General features: G+C 45.0%; 21 protein-coding genes. 18 read left to right on the top strand and 3 right to left on the bottom strand.

Features of this window, described 5'->3' with window-relative positions:
• Positions 1–22: 22 nt before the first annotated feature.
• From C8268_RS11375 to C8268_RS11330, 10 genes are all read left to right on the top strand, one after another.
• Positions 23–730 carry a hypothetical protein gene (locus C8268_RS11375; RefSeq protein WP_106767763.1) on the top strand — a complete coding sequence of 236 codons (708 nt, stop codon included), beginning with the start codon at positions 23–25 and terminating at the stop codon, positions 728–730.
• Positions 727–1563, top strand: a complete 837-nt coding sequence (locus C8268_RS11370) for a CpaE/TadZ family protein (RefSeq protein ID WP_106767762.1) — start codon at positions 727–729, stop codon at positions 1561–1563. The genes C8268_RS11375 and C8268_RS11370 overlap by 4 nt, the downstream gene beginning before the upstream one ends.
• The gene (locus tag C8268_RS11365; protein ID WP_106767761.1) at positions 1564–3390 is read left to right on the top strand and encodes an ATPase, T2SS/T4P/T4SS family; all 1827 of its coding nucleotides are present in this window, start codon (positions 1564–1566) and stop codon (positions 3388–3390) included. It abuts the gene before it with no gap.
• Positions 3387–5456: a hypothetical protein gene (locus C8268_RS11360; protein WP_106767760.1), complete on the top strand. Its 2070-nt coding sequence runs from the start codon at positions 3387–3389 to the stop codon at positions 5454–5456. Before C8268_RS11365 ends, C8268_RS11360 begins: the two co-directional genes overlap by 4 nt.
• Positions 5457–5496: 40 nt before the next feature.
• Positions 5497–5955 (top strand): ABC transporter permease, encoded by a 459-nt coding sequence (locus C8268_RS11355; protein ID WP_106767759.1) that lies wholly within the window; start codon positions 5497–5499, stop codon positions 5953–5955.
• A 27-nt stretch (positions 5956–5982) separates the two neighbouring features.
• Complete coding sequence (locus C8268_RS11350; RefSeq protein ID WP_106767758.1) at positions 5983–6378, top strand: hypothetical protein; 396 nt, start codon at positions 5983–5985, stop codon at positions 6376–6378.
• A 3-nt stretch (positions 6379–6381) separates the two neighbouring features.
• Positions 6382–6936, top strand: coding sequence for a hypothetical protein (locus C8268_RS11345; protein WP_106767757.1), 555 nt, complete (start codon positions 6382–6384; stop codon positions 6934–6936).
• Positions 6923–7918: a hypothetical protein gene (locus tag C8268_RS11340; RefSeq protein ID WP_106767756.1), complete on the top strand. Its 996-nt coding sequence runs from the start codon at positions 6923–6925 to the stop codon at positions 7916–7918. Before C8268_RS11345 ends, C8268_RS11340 begins: the two co-directional genes overlap by 14 nt.
• A gap of 273 nt (positions 7919–8191) precedes the next feature.
• Positions 8192–9229 carry a ThiF family adenylyltransferase gene (locus C8268_RS11335; protein ID WP_106767755.1) on the top strand — a complete coding sequence of 346 codons (1038 nt, stop codon included), beginning with the start codon at positions 8192–8194 and terminating at the stop codon, positions 9227–9229.
• Between the two features lie 142 nt (positions 9230–9371).
• Positions 9372–10100, top strand: coding sequence for a response regulator transcription factor (locus C8268_RS11330; protein WP_106767754.1), 729 nt, complete (start codon positions 9372–9374; stop codon positions 10098–10100).
• Positions 10101–10177: 77 nt separating this feature from the next.
• On the opposite strand, the gene C8268_RS11325 is transcribed toward C8268_RS11330, so the two are convergent.
• Positions 10178–10690 carry a C40 family peptidase gene (locus C8268_RS11325; protein WP_106767753.1) on the bottom strand — a complete coding sequence of 171 codons (513 nt, stop codon included), beginning with the start codon at positions 10688–10690 and terminating at the stop codon, positions 10178–10180.
• A 191-nt stretch (positions 10691–10881) separates the two neighbouring features.
• Positions 10882–11526 carry a thiamine diphosphokinase gene (locus tag C8268_RS11320; RefSeq protein ID WP_106767752.1) on the bottom strand — a complete coding sequence of 215 codons (645 nt, stop codon included), beginning with the start codon at positions 11524–11526 and terminating at the stop codon, positions 10882–10884.
• Positions 11527–11667: 141 nt separating this feature from the next.
• Between C8268_RS11320 and C8268_RS11315 the strand changes: the two genes are divergently transcribed.
• A complete protein-coding gene (locus tag C8268_RS11315; protein WP_106769923.1) occupies positions 11668–12327 on the top strand; it encodes a trimeric intracellular cation channel family protein in 660 nt (219 codons plus the stop codon).
• A 39-nt stretch (positions 12328–12366) separates the two neighbouring features.
• Entirely contained in the window at positions 12367–12831 is a 465-nt protein-coding gene (locus C8268_RS11310; protein WP_106767751.1) for a low molecular weight protein-tyrosine-phosphatase, read from the top strand.
• Positions 12832–12980: 149 nt separating this feature from the next.
• Here C8268_RS11310 and C8268_RS11305 read toward each other — a convergent pair whose 3' ends face one another.
• The gene (locus C8268_RS11305; RefSeq protein ID WP_106767750.1) at positions 12981–13712 is read right to left on the bottom strand and encodes an alpha/beta hydrolase; all 732 of its coding nucleotides are present in this window, start codon (positions 13710–13712) and stop codon (positions 12981–12983) included.
• Between the two features lie 257 nt (positions 13713–13969).
• Between C8268_RS11305 and pdhA the strand changes: the two genes are divergently transcribed.
• From pdhA to C8268_RS11275, 6 genes are all read left to right on the top strand, one after another.
• Positions 13970–15037, top strand: coding sequence for a pyruvate dehydrogenase (acetyl-transferring) E1 component subunit alpha (gene pdhA / locus C8268_RS11300; RefSeq protein WP_106767749.1), 1068 nt, complete (start codon positions 13970–13972; stop codon positions 15035–15037).
• A 136-nt stretch (positions 15038–15173) separates the two neighbouring features.
• Positions 15174–16151 (top strand): alpha-ketoacid dehydrogenase subunit beta, encoded by a 978-nt coding sequence (locus tag C8268_RS11295; protein WP_106767748.1) that lies wholly within the window; start codon positions 15174–15176, stop codon positions 16149–16151.
• Between the two features lie 30 nt (positions 16152–16181).
• Positions 16182–17495 (top strand): dihydrolipoamide acetyltransferase family protein, encoded by a 1314-nt coding sequence (locus C8268_RS11290; protein WP_106767747.1) that lies wholly within the window; start codon positions 16182–16184, stop codon positions 17493–17495.
• A 3-nt stretch (positions 17496–17498) separates the two neighbouring features.
• Positions 17499–18920, top strand: coding sequence for a dihydrolipoyl dehydrogenase (lpdA, locus tag C8268_RS11285; RefSeq protein WP_106767746.1), 1422 nt, complete (start codon positions 17499–17501; stop codon positions 18918–18920).
• A 188-nt stretch (positions 18921–19108) separates the two neighbouring features.
• A complete protein-coding gene (gene thyA, locus C8268_RS11280) occupies positions 19109–19903 on the top strand; it encodes a thymidylate synthase (protein WP_106767745.1) in 795 nt (264 codons plus the stop codon).
• Between the two features lie 77 nt (positions 19904–19980).
• Positions 19981–20472: a dihydrofolate reductase gene (locus tag C8268_RS11275; RefSeq protein ID WP_106767744.1), complete on the top strand. Its 492-nt coding sequence runs from the start codon at positions 19981–19983 to the stop codon at positions 20470–20472.
• The last annotated feature ends 68 nt before the right edge of the window (positions 20473–20540 follow it).

The raw sequence follows: 20540 nt of genomic DNA, 5'->3' as shown, positions 1-20540 counted from the left end.
TTGAAATATGGGAGTGTGAACATTGAGAATATGGGTTTTTGCGGGCATTTGTGATAAGAGCGACCTGCTAATGTATCTTTGCAAAATATTAGCGCACAGCGGTAATCGGGTGCTTCTACTGGATGCGGCGCAGGAAGGAAAATACGCCCATTGCATCGGGAGATTGGACCCGAGTATGTCGGTGACGGAGTTTTCAGGATTTGATGTCGCATGCGGATTTGAGAACTTTTCAGCGCTGGAGAGATATCTAAACGATTCGGGAGAACCGGAATACGATTATTTGGTCATTGATGTAGAAAAAGAATCGTTTTTGACTCAGGACGTTTGGGAGCTTGCGAATGCGAAAGTGTGGGTGAGCAGTTTTGAGATAGCCGGTTTGATGAAAGGGGCCAAATGGCTTGAGGAGCTTTCCATGAAGTATAAAGAGCAAGGCGCTCCTGAATTCCAGCGCGTGTATCTGAACGTTGTTGAGGATCTGACAGACGATGCGTATATCGAAAGCTACCTTAGTAAAGCACAGATTCAATGGATGGATGAACCGATCAGAATTCCTTGGGATGAATTTGCTTTTGCGTTAAAGGTAGAAAATGAGCATACCGGCCGGCTTCGGATCAAGCCTTTGTCAAGGAGATATAAGCGTGCATTGATGGAGTTGATGCATCGTCTTACCGAGCTGGAGCAGCGTCAAATTCGCCGGGCATTTCGTCTGGCAGAAAGGAGACAGGCATGAAAACAATCGCTTTATGGAGCCCGCTGCCAAGCGGAAGCGGGGCAACTGCATTAGCGGCAAGCTTGCCGCTTGTACTGGCTACAGAATTTAAAGCAAAGACGTTATTGCTGCACGGTGGAGCGGCATGGGAACGGGTCGAGCAGGCTTTTTCATTGCCGAAAGAACCGCTGGACCATTCCATAACCACCTTCCAGGATCATGGAATGAGTGCAGTGGAGCGTTTGGCGGCAAGCGGCAGGCTGATGCCGGAAAACATACGTGATTACACAACCTCTTTGCTGTCTGAACGATTGGACCTTCTTGTTGCTGGACGGGAACATAAGCTGGCGTCAGATGACACATATGGGCATCTTATGAGCCAGGTATTGGAAACCGCCGCTCGGGGGTATGACGTAATTGTCGCGGATGCGGGAAATGGGCTACCGGGTGTGGTGGACAGACAAATTTTGAAGGCCGCAGATCTTATATTCATCGGCTTAAATCAAAATGTAAGATCGTTGGAGATGTTTTTTGAGAACGAACGGATGCAGGAGGTGTGCCGGGGAAAAGCTGTCGGTTTTGTGATCGGAAGATATGACAGGCATAGTCATTGTACGATTCAAAATATGAAACGACGATTTGGAGTGAAGGGCATTTTTGAAGGTATCCCTTACTGCTCCCAGTTCACAGATGCCTGGAATATGCGGTCGGTTCAGGCTTACATTCAAAGAGGAAGAGGCGGGGTCGGGCGCAAGAGGGAAAGCCCCTTTTACAAAGCTCTTCGCAGAACAGCGTTTGCTGCGGCAGAGCAACTGGGACTGCCGTCTTCGGGTTACGCAGAAAGGGGGGCTTAGATGCTCTTGGGATCGCTCGTGAATTTGATTCTGATCGGTTTGATCTTTCTTTTGGTTTCGCTGTTTCTGTATACTCGCTGGATGAGTAAGGCGAAGATCAAAGTTCAGCCGCAGCCCGGTCCAGAGCAATTTTCATTGCAGGCGATGACGGAGTTTGTGAAGGAAACGCTTCATCAGATGACGCATAGTCAGCTTTTGGATCTGGGGCTTCATGAAGAGGAGTACCGAAGACGTCTAAGCAAGAGAAGCGAGCTGAGACGAGCGCTGAAGGGCTGTGTATCGGGCAGTGTACTGGATAAACAGTATGTTAAGGAGTTCATGAAAGAACTGCTAATCAAAAGTTTAAAGCTTAATGAAACCAATATAAATATCGCCATACCGTTTGAGAAGCATGATGACTTAACGCCTCAGGATCAATTCGAAATCATATTGTATTTGTACAAACAGGAATATCAGGATAAAGCGTTATCCAAGCTGATCATGAATTATGATTTAGCCAGGCCGAGGGTTCTCCCGGGCTATGGTGAAGATGCTGTTTATGCTGTAACGGCTGAAGATATTGCATATATCTATGCCAATGAAATACGATCATTGATGCTTCCCGAGAAGCTGGACATCGTTGTACAGCGAATTTATCAGCAATATAAAGGCTTTTCCGTAATTGATGAGATCAGGGACCAGCGTATTGACGGTGTCAGTGGAGGGGTCAGCGGGGTGCTGGGCGATTCGCTTTCGATGAAATTTCATTCAGGGATGCAGCCGTCAGGCTGGGTTGATGGTGTGAATCCGGCCTCCGAATGCGAGAGCGTATGGTTGTTCTTTCGGGGGATTTCCATTCACTTGGGATTTTTGTCCTTTGGCAGTGTACGAGAGTTAAAGCGGGTATGTCAAAACATTTATAAATACAACCATCCCGGCCAGCTGTCAGAGGCCAGCGGTTTTAAAGTGAACGAGATGAAAGATGGTTCCCGTGTCGTTGTCGTGCGTCCTCCGTTTTCCGAATCATGGGCCTTTTTTGTGCGCAAATTTGATGTGGACAGCGTTACGCTGGAGCAGCTTGTTAAAGGCAAAGGTGCCGAAATTCCGATTGGTCTGCTTCAATTTCTTATGAAAGGCAGTCGGATTACCGCAATTACCGGTGCTCAGGGCTCGGGAAAAACAACGCTGCTGATGGCTATGGTCAGACATATTTACGCTTCTTATACACTGCGTGTACAAGAGATGGCTTTTGAGCTTCATCTTCGAAAAATATACAGCAGGCGCAATATATTAAGTTTTCGAGAAACAGAGCATATCAGCGGTCAAGAAGGCCTTGATCTTCAAAAGAAAACAGATGGCACGGTGAACATCCTCGGGGAGGTTGCAACCGATGAAGTAGCCTCATGGATGATTCAGATGTCACAGGTTGCAAGCTTGTTTACCGTCTTTACACATCATGCCAAAACTTTTAAAGACTTGGTTTACTCCCTTCGGAATTCTCTGCTTAAAAGCGGCATGTTTCGTCAGGAGGACATTGCGGAGCAGCAGGTGGTCAGTGTTATTAACTTTGATGTCCATCTGAAGCGCGACGCATTCGGCAATCGTTTTATTGAGCGTATAACAGAGTGTATTCCTTGCGATGAAGAGCCGTTTCCGAGTTGGGAGGATCAGGGGAAGCTGCATACATTTTATGTTTCGAAAAATGTGGTTGAATACCGTGACGGAGAGTATGTAGCTGCAGCACCTTTATCCGAGCGCAGCGTGAGAGAGATGGAGGAGCAGATGCAGCCTCAAGATGTCGAAGCCTTTAGGAGCTTTATCCAGTCCGTCTGGGGAGGGAAGCCGTGACCACAATAGACATTCTTGTTTATGTGCTAGTCATTTCTTTGCTGTTGTTTGTCATTTTATATGGCACCGTTATTTTCATTCAAAAAAGAAACAGTGAATTGGAAGGCTTGACTGCCAATCATGGCGCCGGCATGTTTCGGCAACTGCGGGATATGCAACGTCAATGGTTTCAGACCGCTTATATTTATGCACTTAAGCTGCCTTTATTAGCTCGATATGTGAAGCGGATGAGAAAAAGAATATCCATTATCCATCCTTACGATGAAATTTCTCTTCGCTATGAATGTATGAAAATAACGTTTGCGGTCTTGTTATCAGCAGGCTTGACCTGTGTCCTTCTGATTTGGATGAATCCCGGTATCGGTTTTATATTGATTTCTGTGCTGGCGGCGATTGTAATACATGATTTGATTATTGATGTGTTTATGAACAAGCTTGAGCGGAAAATTTTGATTCAATCGGTCGAGCTGTTTTCTAATGTCAGGCATCATTACCAACAGCATGGCATGGTAGAGGAATCGATTTACGAAGCGGCCGATACGGCAGGTCATGAGATTTCAATCCATGCTGCTCGGATATACAATGCGCTGATTTCTCAGGATGCCGATGAACAATTGGAACGTTATTATGAGATGGCGCCGAATCGGTATTTGAAAGCTTTTGCGGGCATATCGCATCTCGTTATGGAATTTGGTGATCATGCCAAAAAGAAAAGTTCGATTTTTCTTCAAGGCTTAAGCGGGTTAACGAAAGAGATTCAGCTCGAAATTCTGCGCAGAGATAAGCTTGATTATTTATTGAAAGGGCTGAATATCATTGCGCTGATTCCAGTGTTTTTCACCAAGCCGATTGAAAACTGGGCACGATCCAGCTTTCCGGCCATGGACGAATTTTATATGAGTAAGCTGGGCCTCATTACGAAGTTGTCTATTTATGTGATCATTATTGTTGCTTATTCTCTTTTGCAAAAGCTTCACCAAAACAATGAGACGGATTATCGTGCAGGGTTTGAAAAAGCTTCCTGGGAGGAAAAGCTCTGCAAGCTCAAGCCATTTAGGATGTGGATCAATGTGCTTGTACCCATTCCGGGAACTCCGAAACATGAATGGAGAGTTCGACTGTTGAAGGAGAGCAATACGCGTCTTCGCTTGCAATGGTTTTATGCTCGTAGATTTGTTTTAAGTATGGCGGCGTTTTGTATTGTTCTTACGACCTCCGTATATCTTCACTACAATACCAAGCAGCAGCTTCTTCATGCTCCGGTGTCACAGATTTCTTTGTTTGGAAAGATGAACCCTGAACAGGAGAAGGAAGCTTACCAGATGGCTGCATCAGATCGGGCGATCATGGATTATTTGAACCGATCTGATGAAGTTTCATTGGATCAGACGAAGGAAGCAGTGAAAGAAACGGGCGGCAAAGATTTGACACCAGAGCAGATCTCTGTCATCGCAGAGCGTGTGTTCAGCAAATTGGAGCGTTATAACTATGAATATTTAAAATGGTGGGAAGTATTGCTCGCTTTTGGCGCTGCCGTGATTGCTTATTATTTTCCGCTTTGGACTCTCATGTTCCACCGAAAGATGAGGGGACTTGAAATGAAGCATGAAGTATACCAATTTCAAACGGTTATTTCTATTCTGAGGGGAATGGATCGGATTTCAGTTGAAGGGATTTTGGAATGGCTGAATCGGTTTGCGGTTTTGTTTAAGGTTCCTATTCAGAAAAGTTTGCTCCATTACGAGCATGGTGCGGAGCTTGCGCTTCAAGAATTAAGGAATGATATATGGTTTCCGGATTTTCAACGTCTCGTGGACAAGCTGATGCTAGCTGTTGATAAAGTGCCGATCCAAGATGTTTTTGATGATCTGGAAGGTGAAATGGCGTTTGTGTTCGAGCAGAGGAAACAGGAATATGAACGAATGATCGATACGAAGGCGGCTTGGGGGCGAATGATCGGGTTTGCGCCGATGTACGGACTTATTTTTATGTATCTTGTCATTCCGCTTATCGGGATGAGTTTTACGCAGATGAATGTTTATTATGAACAAATTCAAAAATTGTAAAATAAAACATCTCGTATGAGAGATAGGGAGGAAATCTATTATGAACAACGCTTCAACGGCATTGAAGGTAGCCGCAGGGATATTTTTAACCATCGCTTTGATTACAATTGTAGTTATTTTATTTATTTCGGCCCAGGAAGCAACCAAAACAGCTCAAAACAATTTTTCGGACATTCAGACTGAACTGTCTCAAGCAGCTTTTACCGTATATGATGGTACGACGATCAGCGGATCACAGGTGACGAATGCGCTTAGAAAATACAATGATAAAGACCAGTTTGGCATATTGGTCAAGACGGGTAAAAATCCGAGTGGACAATGGTATGGCAATGCATTGAACGAAGATGGTTCTGTAAAACACACGGACTCTCGGCAAGGTTCAATCGCACAAACATTAAATGAAAAAAGCCCGGAGTACGTGAACCCAAGTGGGAAGTTTAAGGCAACGGTCGTAAAAGACGACTCCAATGTCATTAGAGGAATCATTTTTGTTCAATAAAGTTTCGATGTCAAGGGAGCTGATTGTTTGAGAGAACAGACCGTAACGATGATTGAATTGGCTGCGGCTTTAGCTTTGTTTATGGGAGCAGGCTGGTTTTCTTTTCAAATGCAATCGGAGATTGATAGCGCTCTTGAATCAGCGAATGTCATGACGCAGGAACAGAGTCCAGCTATGACAACGATAAATATGCGCAGCAGTAGTGATGAACTTACATTCTCAGGCAGTGAGGTGTTATTTATGCTAAGGGAGGTGCAGCAGGGTATGTACGAGATGTCTGTGGACGGTGTTCTGCTTCCTCGGGGAACGCTTGTCGATAATGTTAATCTATCGATGATTGAGGCAGGAGCCAGGTATAAGGCTCGATATACCTACAGCACTTCCGGGGCTTTGGCCAGCATTCAGTATTACAAGGTGAGGTAAACAATGTCAAACTCGGTCTCCAAATGGTTTGCAGCTTTTTTAGCTGTCTTGTTATTGTATATGGTTCCGGCTGCAGAAAGTGCCAGAAGACAGGATGATCTGTCAAGGATCGTCGTTTATCAATCCGTTACTAAATTTGTGGACAGTGTGCGTACGAAAGGATACGTATCGCCTCAGATGTACCAGGATTTTACCCGTGAGCTGGATGCAACAGGTAATTTGTACGAAATTACGATGGAGCATCAGCATAAGAAATATCATCCCGAGTATATGGATCCGGCTGACCCGCAGACATTTCAAAATCAGTTTTCTGTTGTCTACGATGCTTACTATGAGGATGAGATTTTAAAGCAATTGTTCCCCGATACGGGGCTGCCTCTGGATCATGACGATCGAAAATATAAGCTAACGGCCGGGGACTTTTTTCAGGTGGGGGTAAGAAGCTTGAACCGTACGCCATCTTTGGTGCTGTTCGATGCTTTGACAGGATCAAATTCAGGGGATAGATCGGCCATTTCTTTTCCGTATGGAGGGATGGTATTGAATGAGGATTACTGATTGGGCTATTTTGTTTACAGCTCTCTTCTTTCCATTCTTTATACTGCTTGCAATACACGCAGGCAATATTACGGATGCTGCATTTGTGGAAACAAAGTATACAGCGGGATTGCGTACGGCGCTACAGGATGGTGCGGAGATGCTGAATATAAATGAGAGTCAGGCATACGAGGCAGGGTATGGATCAATGAAGAGGTTTCGTGCGGATAAAGAAAGGGCATTGGAAGCTTTCTCCAGAACCATCTATATGAATATGGGCATCTCGGAGGATATTCAAGCTCAAGCGGCGCTTTGGTGGTATATACCGGCTTTGGCTGTTGTGGATTATGACGGGTATTATATTTATGCCATGCAATCCTATATAAATGCGGACGGAGAGGAGGTTATCCGTCATACCTGGAGTCCGAAAATTCCGTACGCCTATAATGATGATGAAGGGAACAGTATTCATTTTACATTAGACAATGAGGTCGAAGCGTACAACAGATCCACTGGTCTTTGGTATTCCGGATTGCAGACTGAACTTGAAGGCAAGACGGGAATCGAGCTGCTGGACAAGCCTGGAACCTTTGAAGAAGTAAGACGAATATCGATCGTTCATGCAATACAGGATGATTTGGCTTATTACATAGGGCGTCACAATGAGTTGGCTTTAAGAAACGGTATATCGTATACTTTCTCTCTGCCTGTTATCGAGCAAGAAGAATGGGTGAATACCGTCAATGATATCGGCATGATGGCTTTTGTCCAAGGCATCCCTATTGGTGATCGATATTATAACAATTATGCCTTCGGTGGAGGGAGGCTTGTCAAGAATCCCGTATACTTTGGCGGTGTAGATTCAAACACAGGTTTAAAATACTATTACAGAGATACATGTTCATTCCCGTATGATAAACAAGAAGCTTTTAGCACTCGTAAAGAAGCCGCTGCTGCAGGTTACAGGGAGAAAAGCTGTATGAATTCAGGAATGATAGACTAGTACAGATTGTATTCAAAAATGTTGATATGGCTAAAGACATGGCGCATGTTTAGACTATATTGAATTGTAAGTGATAAAAAGTGGCGGTACAGACGAATCATTGTTTCTGTATCGCTATTTTCTGTTTTGGTTTAGCTTAGTGTGACCCCAAGAAAGTATCAATTTTATATTGTATACTGGGTTTATATTTTCGAAGGACGCTTTTTCCTTGTATACAGGACGCAGATGTTGTTTATTGAAATGCTGGCAGGTTGAGAAAAAAGAGGTGTAAGTGTGAAAGAACATAACCGGAAAAGCCGTTATTCCAGGCAAGAACGTTTTTCTCCTTTTGGAACGGATGGGCAACGCAAGCTTGGGGGCAGTCATGTGATTGTTGTGGGAGCTGGGGCACTTGGTAGTGCTATTGCTGAAACATTGGTACGCGCTGGTGTCGGCTGGGTTACAATTGCCGATCGGGATTATGTGGAATGGAGCAATTTACAACGGCAGCAGCTTTATACGGAAGAGGATGCGATGAAGCATCTTCCTAAAGCGGAAGCAGCAAGGTCAAGGTTAGCAGCTGTGAATTCCGAGGTGAAAATCGATGCCTATGTGATGGATGTACGTGCGCAAGAGCTGGAAGAGCTGGCTCGTGATTGCGATCTGATGATGGATGCTGCCGATAACTTTGATACCCGGCTTATTATGAACGATATTTCCCAGAAGTTGAAGGTGCCATGGATATACGGCGGGTGCGTGGGAAGCTCGGGCATGACCTATACTTTTATCCCGGGGCATACGCCTTGCCTGCATTGTCTGCTGGGAACAGTACCCTTAGGCGTAGATACGTGTGATACATCAGGCATTCTCCCGCCAGCGGTGCAAATGGTCGCCGCCCATCAAAGCATGGAGGCCATGAAGCTTCTGGCCGGTCAAAGAGATAACCTTCGCTCGACGCTGCTCTCCTTTGATCTGTGGCGGAATGAATGCTACGAAATGAAGCTGGATCACGCCAAGAAGGATGATTGTCCTTCCTGCGGCGTACAAGCGGTTTATCCTTTTTTATGGTCTGCTAATCGTACAAAAAGTGAAGTGTTGTGTGGACGCGATACTGTGCAGATCAGACCGGCACGAAAAATGAACCTTGATCTTAAGCAGCTGGCTCATCGTTTGAATGGATTATCGGAGGGACAAATATCGGTGAATCCATTTATAGTTATACTTCAACTGAAACTGCACCGCATAGTATTTTTTGCTGACGGAAGAGTTCTTGTTCATGGTACATCCGATACGATGGAGGCGAGGAGCCTGTATTATCAATACATGGGTTAAACATCAATACTTTGTACTAAAGGTCATCCATTTCCTTTACTTCAGGAATGGATGTTTTATTTTTGTGGAAGCTTAAAGGACAGATGTGTTAGAGCTTATATAAAAATTGCTTACCTTAGCAATAAAAAGAGGGGGACCCCCTTTGAACGGACAGATTTTGCTGGCGATGAATGGTGCAGAGACAGCGCGCAGGATGATGGGCAGGCTTCAATCTGCGGGATATTCTGTTTATTTGGCAGACCATCTTTCCGAGGCGCTGCTTCTTTTGGAACAGGTGGAATTTGATTTGCTGATGGTGGATAGTCATTTATCAGGCATGCAAGAGTTTGATTTTGTACACAGAATGCAAAAAGGAAGGCATCGGATGCCGATCATTGTCATTGGACATAGTGGCTCCAATGAAGCCGCTGCAGCTTTGGAAGCCGGGGCGAATGATTATATTTCAGGTCATGTAGACGATCGGGAATTGCTTGCCAGAGTCAGCAATCTACTAAACTTGTTTCATATCAGCACTCAAAAAAGAAACGAGAAGATCAAGATTGGAGATTTACAGATTGATCCTCTTTCCAGGCAGGTAAGCCGGGGAGGGACAGAAATCGATCTTACTCAGCGAGAATATGATTTGCTTATCTATTTGACTGAAAGAGTGAACGAGGTCTGTACAAGGGAAGAGATATTAAGTCATGTCTGGGATTGTGATTTCAATACAGGTACCAATGTAGTGGATGTGTACATTCTTCATTTGCGTGAAAAGTTAGACAAAGGACGAAAGTGGAAGCTGATTCGAACGATCAGGGGAGCGGGCTATATGCTGGCAGCACCAGATAACGAACATGATAGCGAATTGTCTTCATTGGAAGATGCTCCATAAACAAGCATGAAATAGGCCATCCAGGGGCTTGGTCATTCCCGAGGGTGGCCTATACGTCTATCTTGTATTATAAATGATCACAGTACGCGGCGTGCTTTAAGGTATGTCTCTTTCCAAGTACCGGAATTAAGGTTGGAAATCGTTACACCCGGTTTGCCATAAGTGTGTAGAATTTTGCCATCACCGGCGTAGACAGCAACGTGAGTTACATTTTTACCGTTGGCACGGCTGCCGCTTGAAAAAAACACAAGATCGCCGGGTTTCAGGTTCGCTTTGGAAACTGCAACCCCTTGCGTTGCTTGTTCAGCCGCTGTTCGAGGCAGATTCACTCCGAATTGCTTGAAAATGTGCTTTGTAAAAGAGGAGCAGTCAAATACTTCCGTAGTATTGGTAGACGCTCCAAATTGATAGGGTGTACCCATATATTTTTTACCATAGTTCACGACTTGTTGGCCTTTTGTTTGGGAGTAGGAACTGGAAGCTGCAGCTTCTGCTTGAGATGCCGGAGAAACGGCCAAAAGCGTTCCCATTCCCATGGTTGCACTGATGCTGACGATGACTGCTTTTTTGATCCAGGCTTGTCTATTCATGATGTTATACCCCCAAAAAATTGTTATTGGTTTATCTCTGGACTGAGTATAACAAATTTAAAGCCTTCCAAAATTTCGGATAAACGCGCGAAAGCTTTGGGGGACAAGGGGGCTATTCAGATTATTAAAATAATATTAAAAGTTACAAAAAATTAATAACTTAGGATAGATTGATGACAAAAAAGTTAGACTTAATCATCTTTACTCTGTATGATTAGGAGCAGTCCGCCTTCTATTTTAACGGTTCCTGTGCTGCCTGCAAGGCGATTGCTTATTCCGAGGGATTGTCCGATTTTTAAGGTCGCATTGTGCAGCGGATATTGGAAGCCCTCCAGGTTAATTCCTGTTACCTCGGGAGTAAGAGGTAGAAGGGATACATAAGTAAAACCGCGATCTTCCACATTGCAGGTTGAGCCTGTCAGTGTAACGTGATTATGTTCATCCAGCATGGAGCACTGAACATGATGCTGGACTCCGCGAAGCAGCATGTGAATATTGGCGAGGGTATGATCGATCCGCGTGCCAGTACCTCCCAACAGCATAATTTCTGCTGGAGCAAGCTCCAGAGCCACATCAAATGCCAATTCGGTGTCCGTTAAATTTTTATCAATCGGGTCGCACTGAATCACTTTCCCACTCATGGATGTGACGGTATGAAGCTGATCACTTGAAATGGAGTCGAAGTCACCTACGGAAATATGTGGTTTTATACCATTCTCTATAAGAAAAAGAGCACCCCGGTCTGCTCCGATAATATAATCATCATTCTGGATCACTTCTAGTAACTGTGTAGAAAGATTACCGCCGGTAAAGATCAAAACTCGTTTTGATCCCATAACATCCCCATCCTTTAGCATGAATTGTCATTTTATATCAGTATAGAACAGTTTTTGTGCTTGCACAATTTCATGGCCCGTGGCTAAAATGGGAAAGGTGTATTAGCATCATGTTGAAAAGCGGGGTATAGACACTTGGACATGCATATGATTGATTTTTTTAGCATTATAGGTACGGTAGCTTTTGCGATGTCCGGGGCTTTTGTCGCTATGGAAGAGGAGTATGACATTCTTGGAATTGTGGTGCTTGGTTTAGCCACCGCATTTGGGGGAGGCATTATCCGCAACGTCCTGATCGGAGTACCGGTTACAACCCTTTGGGAACAAGGTGACTTGATCCTTCTCGCGATTGTCTCTGTATTCATCGCTTTTGTTCTGCCGATGGCGTGGATAAAACATTGGAAACGGACCGAAGCGCTGTTTGATGCGATAGGCTTGTCGGCATTTGCGGTGCAGGGCGGAATTTATGCTGCCCAATTGAATCATCCTCTAATTGCCGTTATAGTGGCAGCTGTGCTAACAGGCATAGGTGGCGGAATTATCCGTGATCTGCTTGCAGGGCGCAAGCCGCTTGTGCTTCGTGATGAAATATATGCGGTATGGGCGATGGCAGCAGGCGCTGCGATTGGACTAGGTATAACTGAACTGACATGGCAACTGCTGACGTTGTTCGTTCTGGTTGTTCTGTTTAGAATGTTGTCGGTGCACTATAAATGGCGTCTTCCAAGACGTCCTTTAAAATCATCTTCAACGGTTCCGTCAGATCAGAAAGTCATTAAAGTTCAAAAGATGAAATTATAACGACTATGAATGATATCAAGAAGGGATGACGACACACCAATGATTTCGGTCTTATTCGTTTGCTTGGGAAATATTTGCCGCTCTCCAATGGCAGAAGCTGTTTTAAGACATAAAATTGCACAAAAAGGATTGAATGAAAAAATAACGGTGGATTCAGCCGGGACGGGTGACTGGCATATTGGAAAGGCTCCGCATGAAGGAACTCGAAAGCTTCTGGATGACTGGGGCATCAGCTATGAAGGAATGCTAGCAAGACAGGTAGAAAACCGTGACTTTACAGACTTTGATTATATAGTAGCTATGGATAATTCCAATGTGGCCAATCTTCGCAAGCTGCCCGGTGGTCAAGATGCAAATATTTTGAAATTTATGGATCTTCTGCCGAGCGAAAAGTTGCGTGAAGTACCAGATCCTTATTTTACGGGAAATTTCGAAGAGGTATACCGATTAATCGATGCAGGTTGTGAGGTATTGCTGGACAGAATCATTGAAGAAAAGCTATAATTGAATTGATGGGCGGAGACTGCTTTCCGCTCTTCGTTTCAACAGTATGTGAAAGCGCGTACAAGGCTCGCTGGTAATTTAAAAAGATGAACAAAGCACATTCTATAAAAAATGCGCGATTGTTCATCTTTTTTTGCAAATGTATCATGTTATGGGTTTAAGAAATACATAAGGGCCGCAGGAAGCTCTTTTTGCCAGAAGCCCCACAGATGGCGTCCGTCTTTTTCTTCGTAATGGACGGTTGCGTCTCGCTCTTCAAGAAGTTTCTTGGTTGAGCGATTAAGCTCTACAAAATTATATACGCCTGTGTCGGTTGTATAATTGTCCTCCTGCAATCCGACAATCATAAAGATATTCATCCAGGACAAATCCGTTTCCAGTGCAATGATATGTTGGGATTCTTCGTAGAAGGCACCGGACAAGCTGATGATTCGAGTGAACAGCTCGGGATAACGCAGAGCCAGATGGACTGAGACCGTGCCGCCGAGTGAATCTCCGGCCAGAATACGCTGGGACGAATCTTGCCGGACAGGATACTTGTTCTCAATATAGGGAACTATTTCTTCGGCAAAGCAGGCAATGTACGCTTCAAAACGGCTGCCAAACGGAGCATATTCTTCTGTACGGACTTTTGTATTCACTTCGACGCCAACGATGATAAATGGCTCGACGCCTTCTTCCAATATTAAATGGTTAGCCGTAGTGGCAATTCGTCCGAAGTTGAAAAATTCTTCACCATCCTGACAGTAAACAACAGGGTAGCTTAGAATTTCGTTATATCCGGGAGGGAGGTAGATGCGCAAAGTGCGATTTTCTTGTAAATGCTGACTTCGTATTTCTTTCTTAACGATCGTTCTTTTTAACAAACGGTTATCTGTCATCATTCGTCACCCTTTTGATGGTTAGTTTTTGTAAAGCCGTAAACAATAAGATAAGATTAACCTGTTACCTAAAAAAATACAGCAGTTCTGCATGTTTTGTCATCCTGTTATATTACTATCTAACATCTGTTATATATACAAAAACAAAGAAAAATGAAATTTAATCAGGTTTTCCTTTGACTAATGCAATAGAACAGGTGTATAATAATTCTATAACAGCGGAGCTTGATATTCAAATATTTATTGAGGTGAAGAAAATGACCAAGGTTCCTTACGAAGTATATACCGAGGAAGTGGAAACTCTATCCGTACTTTCCCCGGACGGCGAAATCGTTAATAAAGATCTAATGCCGAAACTGACAGATGATCAATTGAAAGAAATTATGTATCGCATGGTATTTACACGTACCTGGGACGATCGTGCCGTTAACCTCGGCCGCCAAGGACGTCTCGGTTTTTATGCGCCGGTATCTGGTCAAGAAGCGACGATGGTCGGCAGCGAATTTGCACTCGAGAAAGAGGATTTTATCTGCCCTGGCTACCGTGATATGCCTCAAATCGTTTGGCATGGTCTTCCTCTTTATCAGGCGTTCTTGTATTCCCGCGGCCATCAACACGGTGGACAGATTCCAGAGGGTGTAAATGTGTTGATGCCACAAATTATCATCGGTGCTCAAATCCTGCATGCGATGGGTATTGCAATGGGTTACAAATTGAAACAGCAAAAGCAAGTTGTTATTACTTACACAGGTGACGGTGGATCGTCCGAAGGTGATTTTTATGAAGGTTTGAACTTTGCTGGCGTATACAAGCTGCCTGTTATATTCTTTGTACAAAACAATGGTTATGCTATTACAACTCCGTTCTCGAAGCAGACCGCAGCTCTTTCCATTGCCCACAAGGCTATTGCAGCTGGAATCAAAGGCGTGAAAGTTGACGGAATGGACGTTCTGGCTGTTATCAAAGCGGTTCAGGATGCTGCTGAGCGCGGACGTAATGGAGAAGGTGCAACGCTGATTGAAGCGGTAACATACCGTTTCCGTCCACACTCCTTGTCTGACGATGCTACGAAATACCGTTCCAAAGAGGAAGAAGGTCAGTGGGGCGATAAAGATCCGATTGCCCGTTTAGCGAAATATCTTGAGAAAAAAGGTCTTTGGACAGAGGAAGATACTGCTCGCGTGAAAGATGAAGCGAAAGCTAAAGTTAACGAGCAAATCAAGAAAGCTGAACAAACTGAAAAAATGACCGTTCCGGGTCTGATTGACAGCATGTTCGAGCAAACGCCTAAACATCTTGAGGAGCAAAAAGCCGATTTTAAATAAAAATCGGTTCCTTATATCACAGTTTGTTTGACTGATTATCTATGGGGCTTCGATAGATTGAGGCAACTTAATATAAATGAAACGGTATAACTGCTAAGCATATGTGATCTGTAATGTCTAAGGAGGAAATAAAGCAATGGCACAAATGAACATGAAAGAAGCGATTCGCGACGCCATGCGCGTTGAGTTGAAGCGTGACCCGAACGTTGTCATCTTCGGTGAAGACGTAGGTAATGTCGGCGGTGTCTTCCGTGCAACTGAAGGCCTGCAAAAAGAGTTTGGTGAAGAGCGTGTATTTGATACGCCGCTTGCTGAATCTGCGATTGGCGGATTGGCTGTAGGTCTTGGGATTCAAGGATTCCGCCCGGTCGCTGAAATTCAATTTGTCGGATTTATTTTTGAAGCGATGGACCAAATTGTTGTTCAGGCTGCGCGTATGCGTTATCGCTCTGGCGGACGCTACAATTCCCCGATCGTTTTCCGTACTCCTTTTGGCGGCGGTGTAAAAGCGGCTGAGCTGCATACGGACTCACTGGAAGGTTTGATTGCTCAAAGCCCGGGTATTAAAGTCGTAGTCCCATCAAATCCATACGATGCCAAAGGGTTGCTCATTTCTGCAATCCGCGATAACGATCCGGTCTTCTTTATGGAACACTTGAACCTGTACCACGCTTTCCGTGCAGAAGTGCCTGAAGGCGAGTACACGGTAGAGATTGGTAAGGCGAACGTGGTACGTGAAGGTGCTGATGTTACTATAATCGCTTACGGTCTGATGGTTCATACGGCAACGAAAGCGGCAGATGAACTTGAGAAAAAAGGGATTAAAGCGGAAGTTATCGACCTTCGTACAGTAGCACCAATCGATATTGACACAATCGTTGAATCGGTTAAGAAGACGAATCGCGCGATTGTAGTTCAAGAAGCTCAGAAGTCTTCTGGGGTAGCAGCTGAAGTTATTGCACAGATTAATGAGAAGGCCATCTTACATCTGGAAGCACCTGTGCTCCGTGTAACGGCTCCTGATACGGTTTATGCTTTTGCACAGATCGAAGATACTTGGCTGCCAACACCTGCTCGTATCGTTGATGCAGTTCATAAAGTGATGGAATTTTAATTGCAGTAATTCAATAGGGAGGTTTTACAGTTGGCAAAATTTGAATATCGTTTCCCAGAGCTGGGCGAAGGTTTGCATGAAGGTGAAATCATCAAAATGCATATCAAACCGGGCGATAAAGTAACAGATGACGACATTATCATGGAAGTGCAAAACGACAAGGCTGTCGTAGAAGTTCCTTGTCCCGTGAATGGTACGGTTCAAGAGGTTTTTGCCAAAGACGGCCAAGTATGCCGCGTAGGTGAAGTCGTTGCAATCATCGATGCAGAAGGCGACATCCCTGAGCAGGACGTACCTGCAGAAGAACAGTCCGCTCAAGAAGCTGATACAGCTAAAGGCAGCGCGGACACTCAATCTTCTCCTGCAGCTAATGCTCCTGCTGATGCTAAAGAGGGAGAAGCAGGCGGCGCTACAGCACCGGCAGCACCTAGCAAAGAGGTTCTTGCTACACCAAGCGTTCGCAAATATGCACGTGAATTGGGCATCGACATTACCCAAGTTCAAGGCAGCGGAAATAACGGCAAGATCACTCGTGAAGATGTAGAAGCCTTCAAGAACGGCGGAGGTCAAGCGGCAGCACCTTCAGCTGAAGAATCTGCAGCAGCTCCAAAAGCAGCAGCATCGGCAGCAGTTGATCCGCGTGCTGAAGAGGAACGTGTACCGTTCAGAGGTATCCGTAAGGCGATTTCCAATGCGATGGTTAAATCGGCTTATACCGCTCCGCACGTTACGATCATGGACGAAGTAGACGTGACTGAACTGGTGGCATTCCGTAACCGGATGAAACCAATCGCTGAAAAGAAAGGTACGAAAGTAACTTATCTGCCATTCATCGTTAAAGCACTTGTTGCGGCTAGCCGTCAATTCCCTGCTTTGAATGCAATGATCGATGAAGAAGCCAATGAAATTGTTTACAAAAAGTACTATAATATCGGTATTGCCACAGATACAGACAACGGTTTGATTGTACCTGTTATCAAAGATGCGGATCGCAAGAGCATTTGGATGATTGCTGATAGCATTCGTGACCTTGCTTCACGCGGACGTGAAGGCAAATTGGCTCCGGATGAAATGAGAGGCAGCACTATTTCCATCACAAACATCGGTTCTGCTGGCGGTATGTTCTTTACTCCAATCATCAACTTCCCTGAAGTTGCGATCTTGGGTACAGGCCGTATTTCCGAAAAACCGGTCGTGAAAAACGGAGAAATCGTAGCTGCACCGGTAATGGCATTGTCCTTGAGCTTCGACCACCGCATTATTGATGGCGCAGTGGCACAAAACTTTATGAACTACATTAAAGAGCTGCTTTCTAACCCTGAGCTGCTCGTTATGGAGGTGTAAGATATGGTAGTAGGAGATGCTTCTATTGATATCGACACATTAGTCATTGGTGCGGGTCCTGGTGGATACGTGGCGGCCATTCGTGCCGCCCAGCTGGGCCAAAAGGTTCTGATTGTAGACAAGTCTGAACTCGGCGGCGTTTGTTTGAACCGCGGATGTATTCCATCCAAGGCGCTGATCTCGGCTGCTCATTCTTTTGAGTCTGCAAAAAGTGCGAGCTCTTTTGGTGTAAATGTAGGCGAAGTTACCGTTGATTTTGCCAAAACTCAAGAGTTCAAGAACGGTGTTGTTAAAAAATTGACTGGCGGCGTTGGCGCATTGCTGAAAGGCAATAAAGTTGAAATTTTCAACGGCGAATGCATGTTCATCAACGAGAATGAAGCTCGTGTATTTAACGAGCATGAGTCCCCTCGTTACCGTTTCAAGAACTGCATCATCGCAACGGGTTCCCGTCCGATTGAATTGAAAGCTTTCCCGTTTGGCGGACGTATTCTGTCCTCCACAGAAGCTTTGGAGCTTGAAGAACTGCCTAAGAGCCTCGTTGTAATCGGTGGCGGTTATATCGGTGCTGAGCTTGGTCAAATGTTCTCGAAATTCGGAACAAAAGTGACGATTATCGAAGGTATGGATTCCATCCTGAATGGTTTCGATCCGGATATGACCAAGCTGGTTGCGAAAAACATGAAGCAAACCGGTGTTGAAATCGTAACGAACGCGAAAGCGGAAAGCGCAACTCAAACGGATAAAGACGTTACTGTGAAGTACACTGTTAACGGTGAGAGCAAAGAAATCACTGCTGACTACCTGCTTGTTACAGTTGGCCGTCGTCCGAACACCGATGGCGAGCTTGGTCTGGACTTGATCAACATTGAGATGACCGACCGCGGTCTGATTAAAGTTGACCATCAAGGACGTACAAACCATCCGCATATCTTTGCGATTGGGGATATCGTTCCTGGTCCTGCACTTGCTCACAAAGCATCTTACGAAGGTAAAGTTGCTGCAGAAGCGATTTCCGGTCTTCCTTCCGTAGTTGATTATAAAGTGGTTCCTGCGGTTGCCTTTACAGATCCGGAGTGCTCCAGTGTCGGTATGACTGAGGCTCAAGCGAAAGAGCAAGGTTACAAGGCGAAGTCTGCTAAGTTCCCATTCGCTGGAAACGGACGTGCCCTGTCCCTGAACAATCCAGACGGTTTCGTGAAAATCGTAGCTGATGAAGAAACAGGTCTTGTTTTGGGCGCTCATATTGCCGGTCTTGAAGCTTCCAACTTGATTGCAGAGCTTGGTCTTGCTATTGAAATGGGTGCAACGCTTGAAGATATCGCATTGACAATTCATGCTCACCCAACGCTTGGTGAAATCGTGGCTGAAGGTGCAGAGCTTGTTCTCGGTCACCCAATCCATGTTATGGCACCGCGTAAATAACGTATGATTCCATGCTGACCTGTAAGGTCATCGTAGAGGCTGCTTCTCCTGATCTGTTAAGATCGGAGGTGCGGCCTCTTTTATTGTGGGTATCATTTTTGATGTCACTTTTTTTCAATGCTTGGGCTTTTCGGGTATGGTAAACTTATAGCTGATAAAAACAGAAACAGTGAAGGTAGGGTGTTTGCGTGAAAAATTACTTGGAACTTCTGCAAGATATTTTGGATCATGGTGTTGAAAAGGAAGACAGAACCGGTACTGGAACAACATCCGTGTTCGGGCGTCAGCTTCGCTTTGATCTTTCTAAAGGATTTCCGCTTATGACAACGAAACGAATCCATCTCAAGTCGGTTATCCATGAGCTTCTATGGTTTTTAAGCGGTGAAACGAACATTCGCTATTTAAAAGAGAATGGTGTACGAATCTGGGATGAGTGGGCGGATGAAAATGGAGACCTGGGCCCGGTATACGGTTCGCAGTGGCGTTCATGGGAAGCGCCGGACGGTCGCCGGATTGACCAGATTGCCAAGGTGATTGAATCGATTAAGAACAATCCGGACTCGCGTCGTCATCTTGTGAGTGCATGGAATGTGGCAGAGATTGACGAGATGAAGCTGCCGCCATGTCATTTTGTGTTCCAATTTTATGTGGCCGATGGCAAGTTGTCCTGCATGCTTACGATGCGCTCTGTTGACTCATTTCTCGGTTTGCCGTTCAATATTGCCAGCTATGCTCTGTTAACGCATATGGTAGCCCAGCAGTGCAATCTTGCACCAGGCGAGTTCATCTGGTCCGGGGGAGATGTACATATTTACTCGAACCATATGGAACAAGTGAAATTGCAGCTTAGTCGTGAGCCGTACCCTCTGCCGACACTTGTCATTAAGAGAAAGCCGGACAGTATTTTTGATTATACGTTTGAGGATTTTGAGTTTAAAGATTATCAGCACCATCCAACCATTAAGGCTACGGTTGCAGTCTAAGGCTGTGATTAAGGAGAACTAAGCGATTCATGGTAGATGTATAAGAAAAAAGAACGTGCAGAAAGGGGGATTTAAGGATGAGTATTTCAATGATATGGGCCATGGGGAAAAATCAGGTCATCGGACATCGAGGAACCATGCCGTGGCGCTTGCCGCGGGACATGGCGTTTTTTAAGGAACAGACATTAAACAAAACCGTATTCATGGGTCGCAAGACATGGGAGTCCCTTGGGGGAAAACCGCTGCCGCACCGTCAAAATGTCATACTTACTCGTGACCAGCAGTTTAGATTGAAGCCTGAAGAAGGCATCGTGGTCCATGACATAAATGAAGGGCTCAAGTACGCTCAAGAGGGTGAGCTGATGATCATTGGAGGCTCGCAGATTTATGAGCAGATGCTGCCTTTGGCGGACAAGCTTTATGTCACCTTTATCGATCACGAGTTTGAAGGCGATACGTTTTTTCCAGAAGTGAAATGGGATGAATGGAAGTCCGTTCAGGAAATACCGGGTATTACGGATGATAAAAATCCTTACTCTTATCGCTTTGTTATTTACGAACGAAAGTAATGAGCTTTCGGATAACCCATCCTTCAAGTGTAGAATAGTACAAATGATTATGCACATAATCCATTTAA

Source organism: Paenibacillus faecalis, from assembly GCF_900289175.1.
Lineage (GTDB): Bacteria > Bacillota > Bacilli > Paenibacillales > Paenibacillaceae > Paenibacillus_AQ > Paenibacillus_AQ faecalis.
The sequence above is the reverse complement of the archived record's forward strand: the minus strand, read 5'-3'. Positions and strand labels throughout refer to the sequence as shown.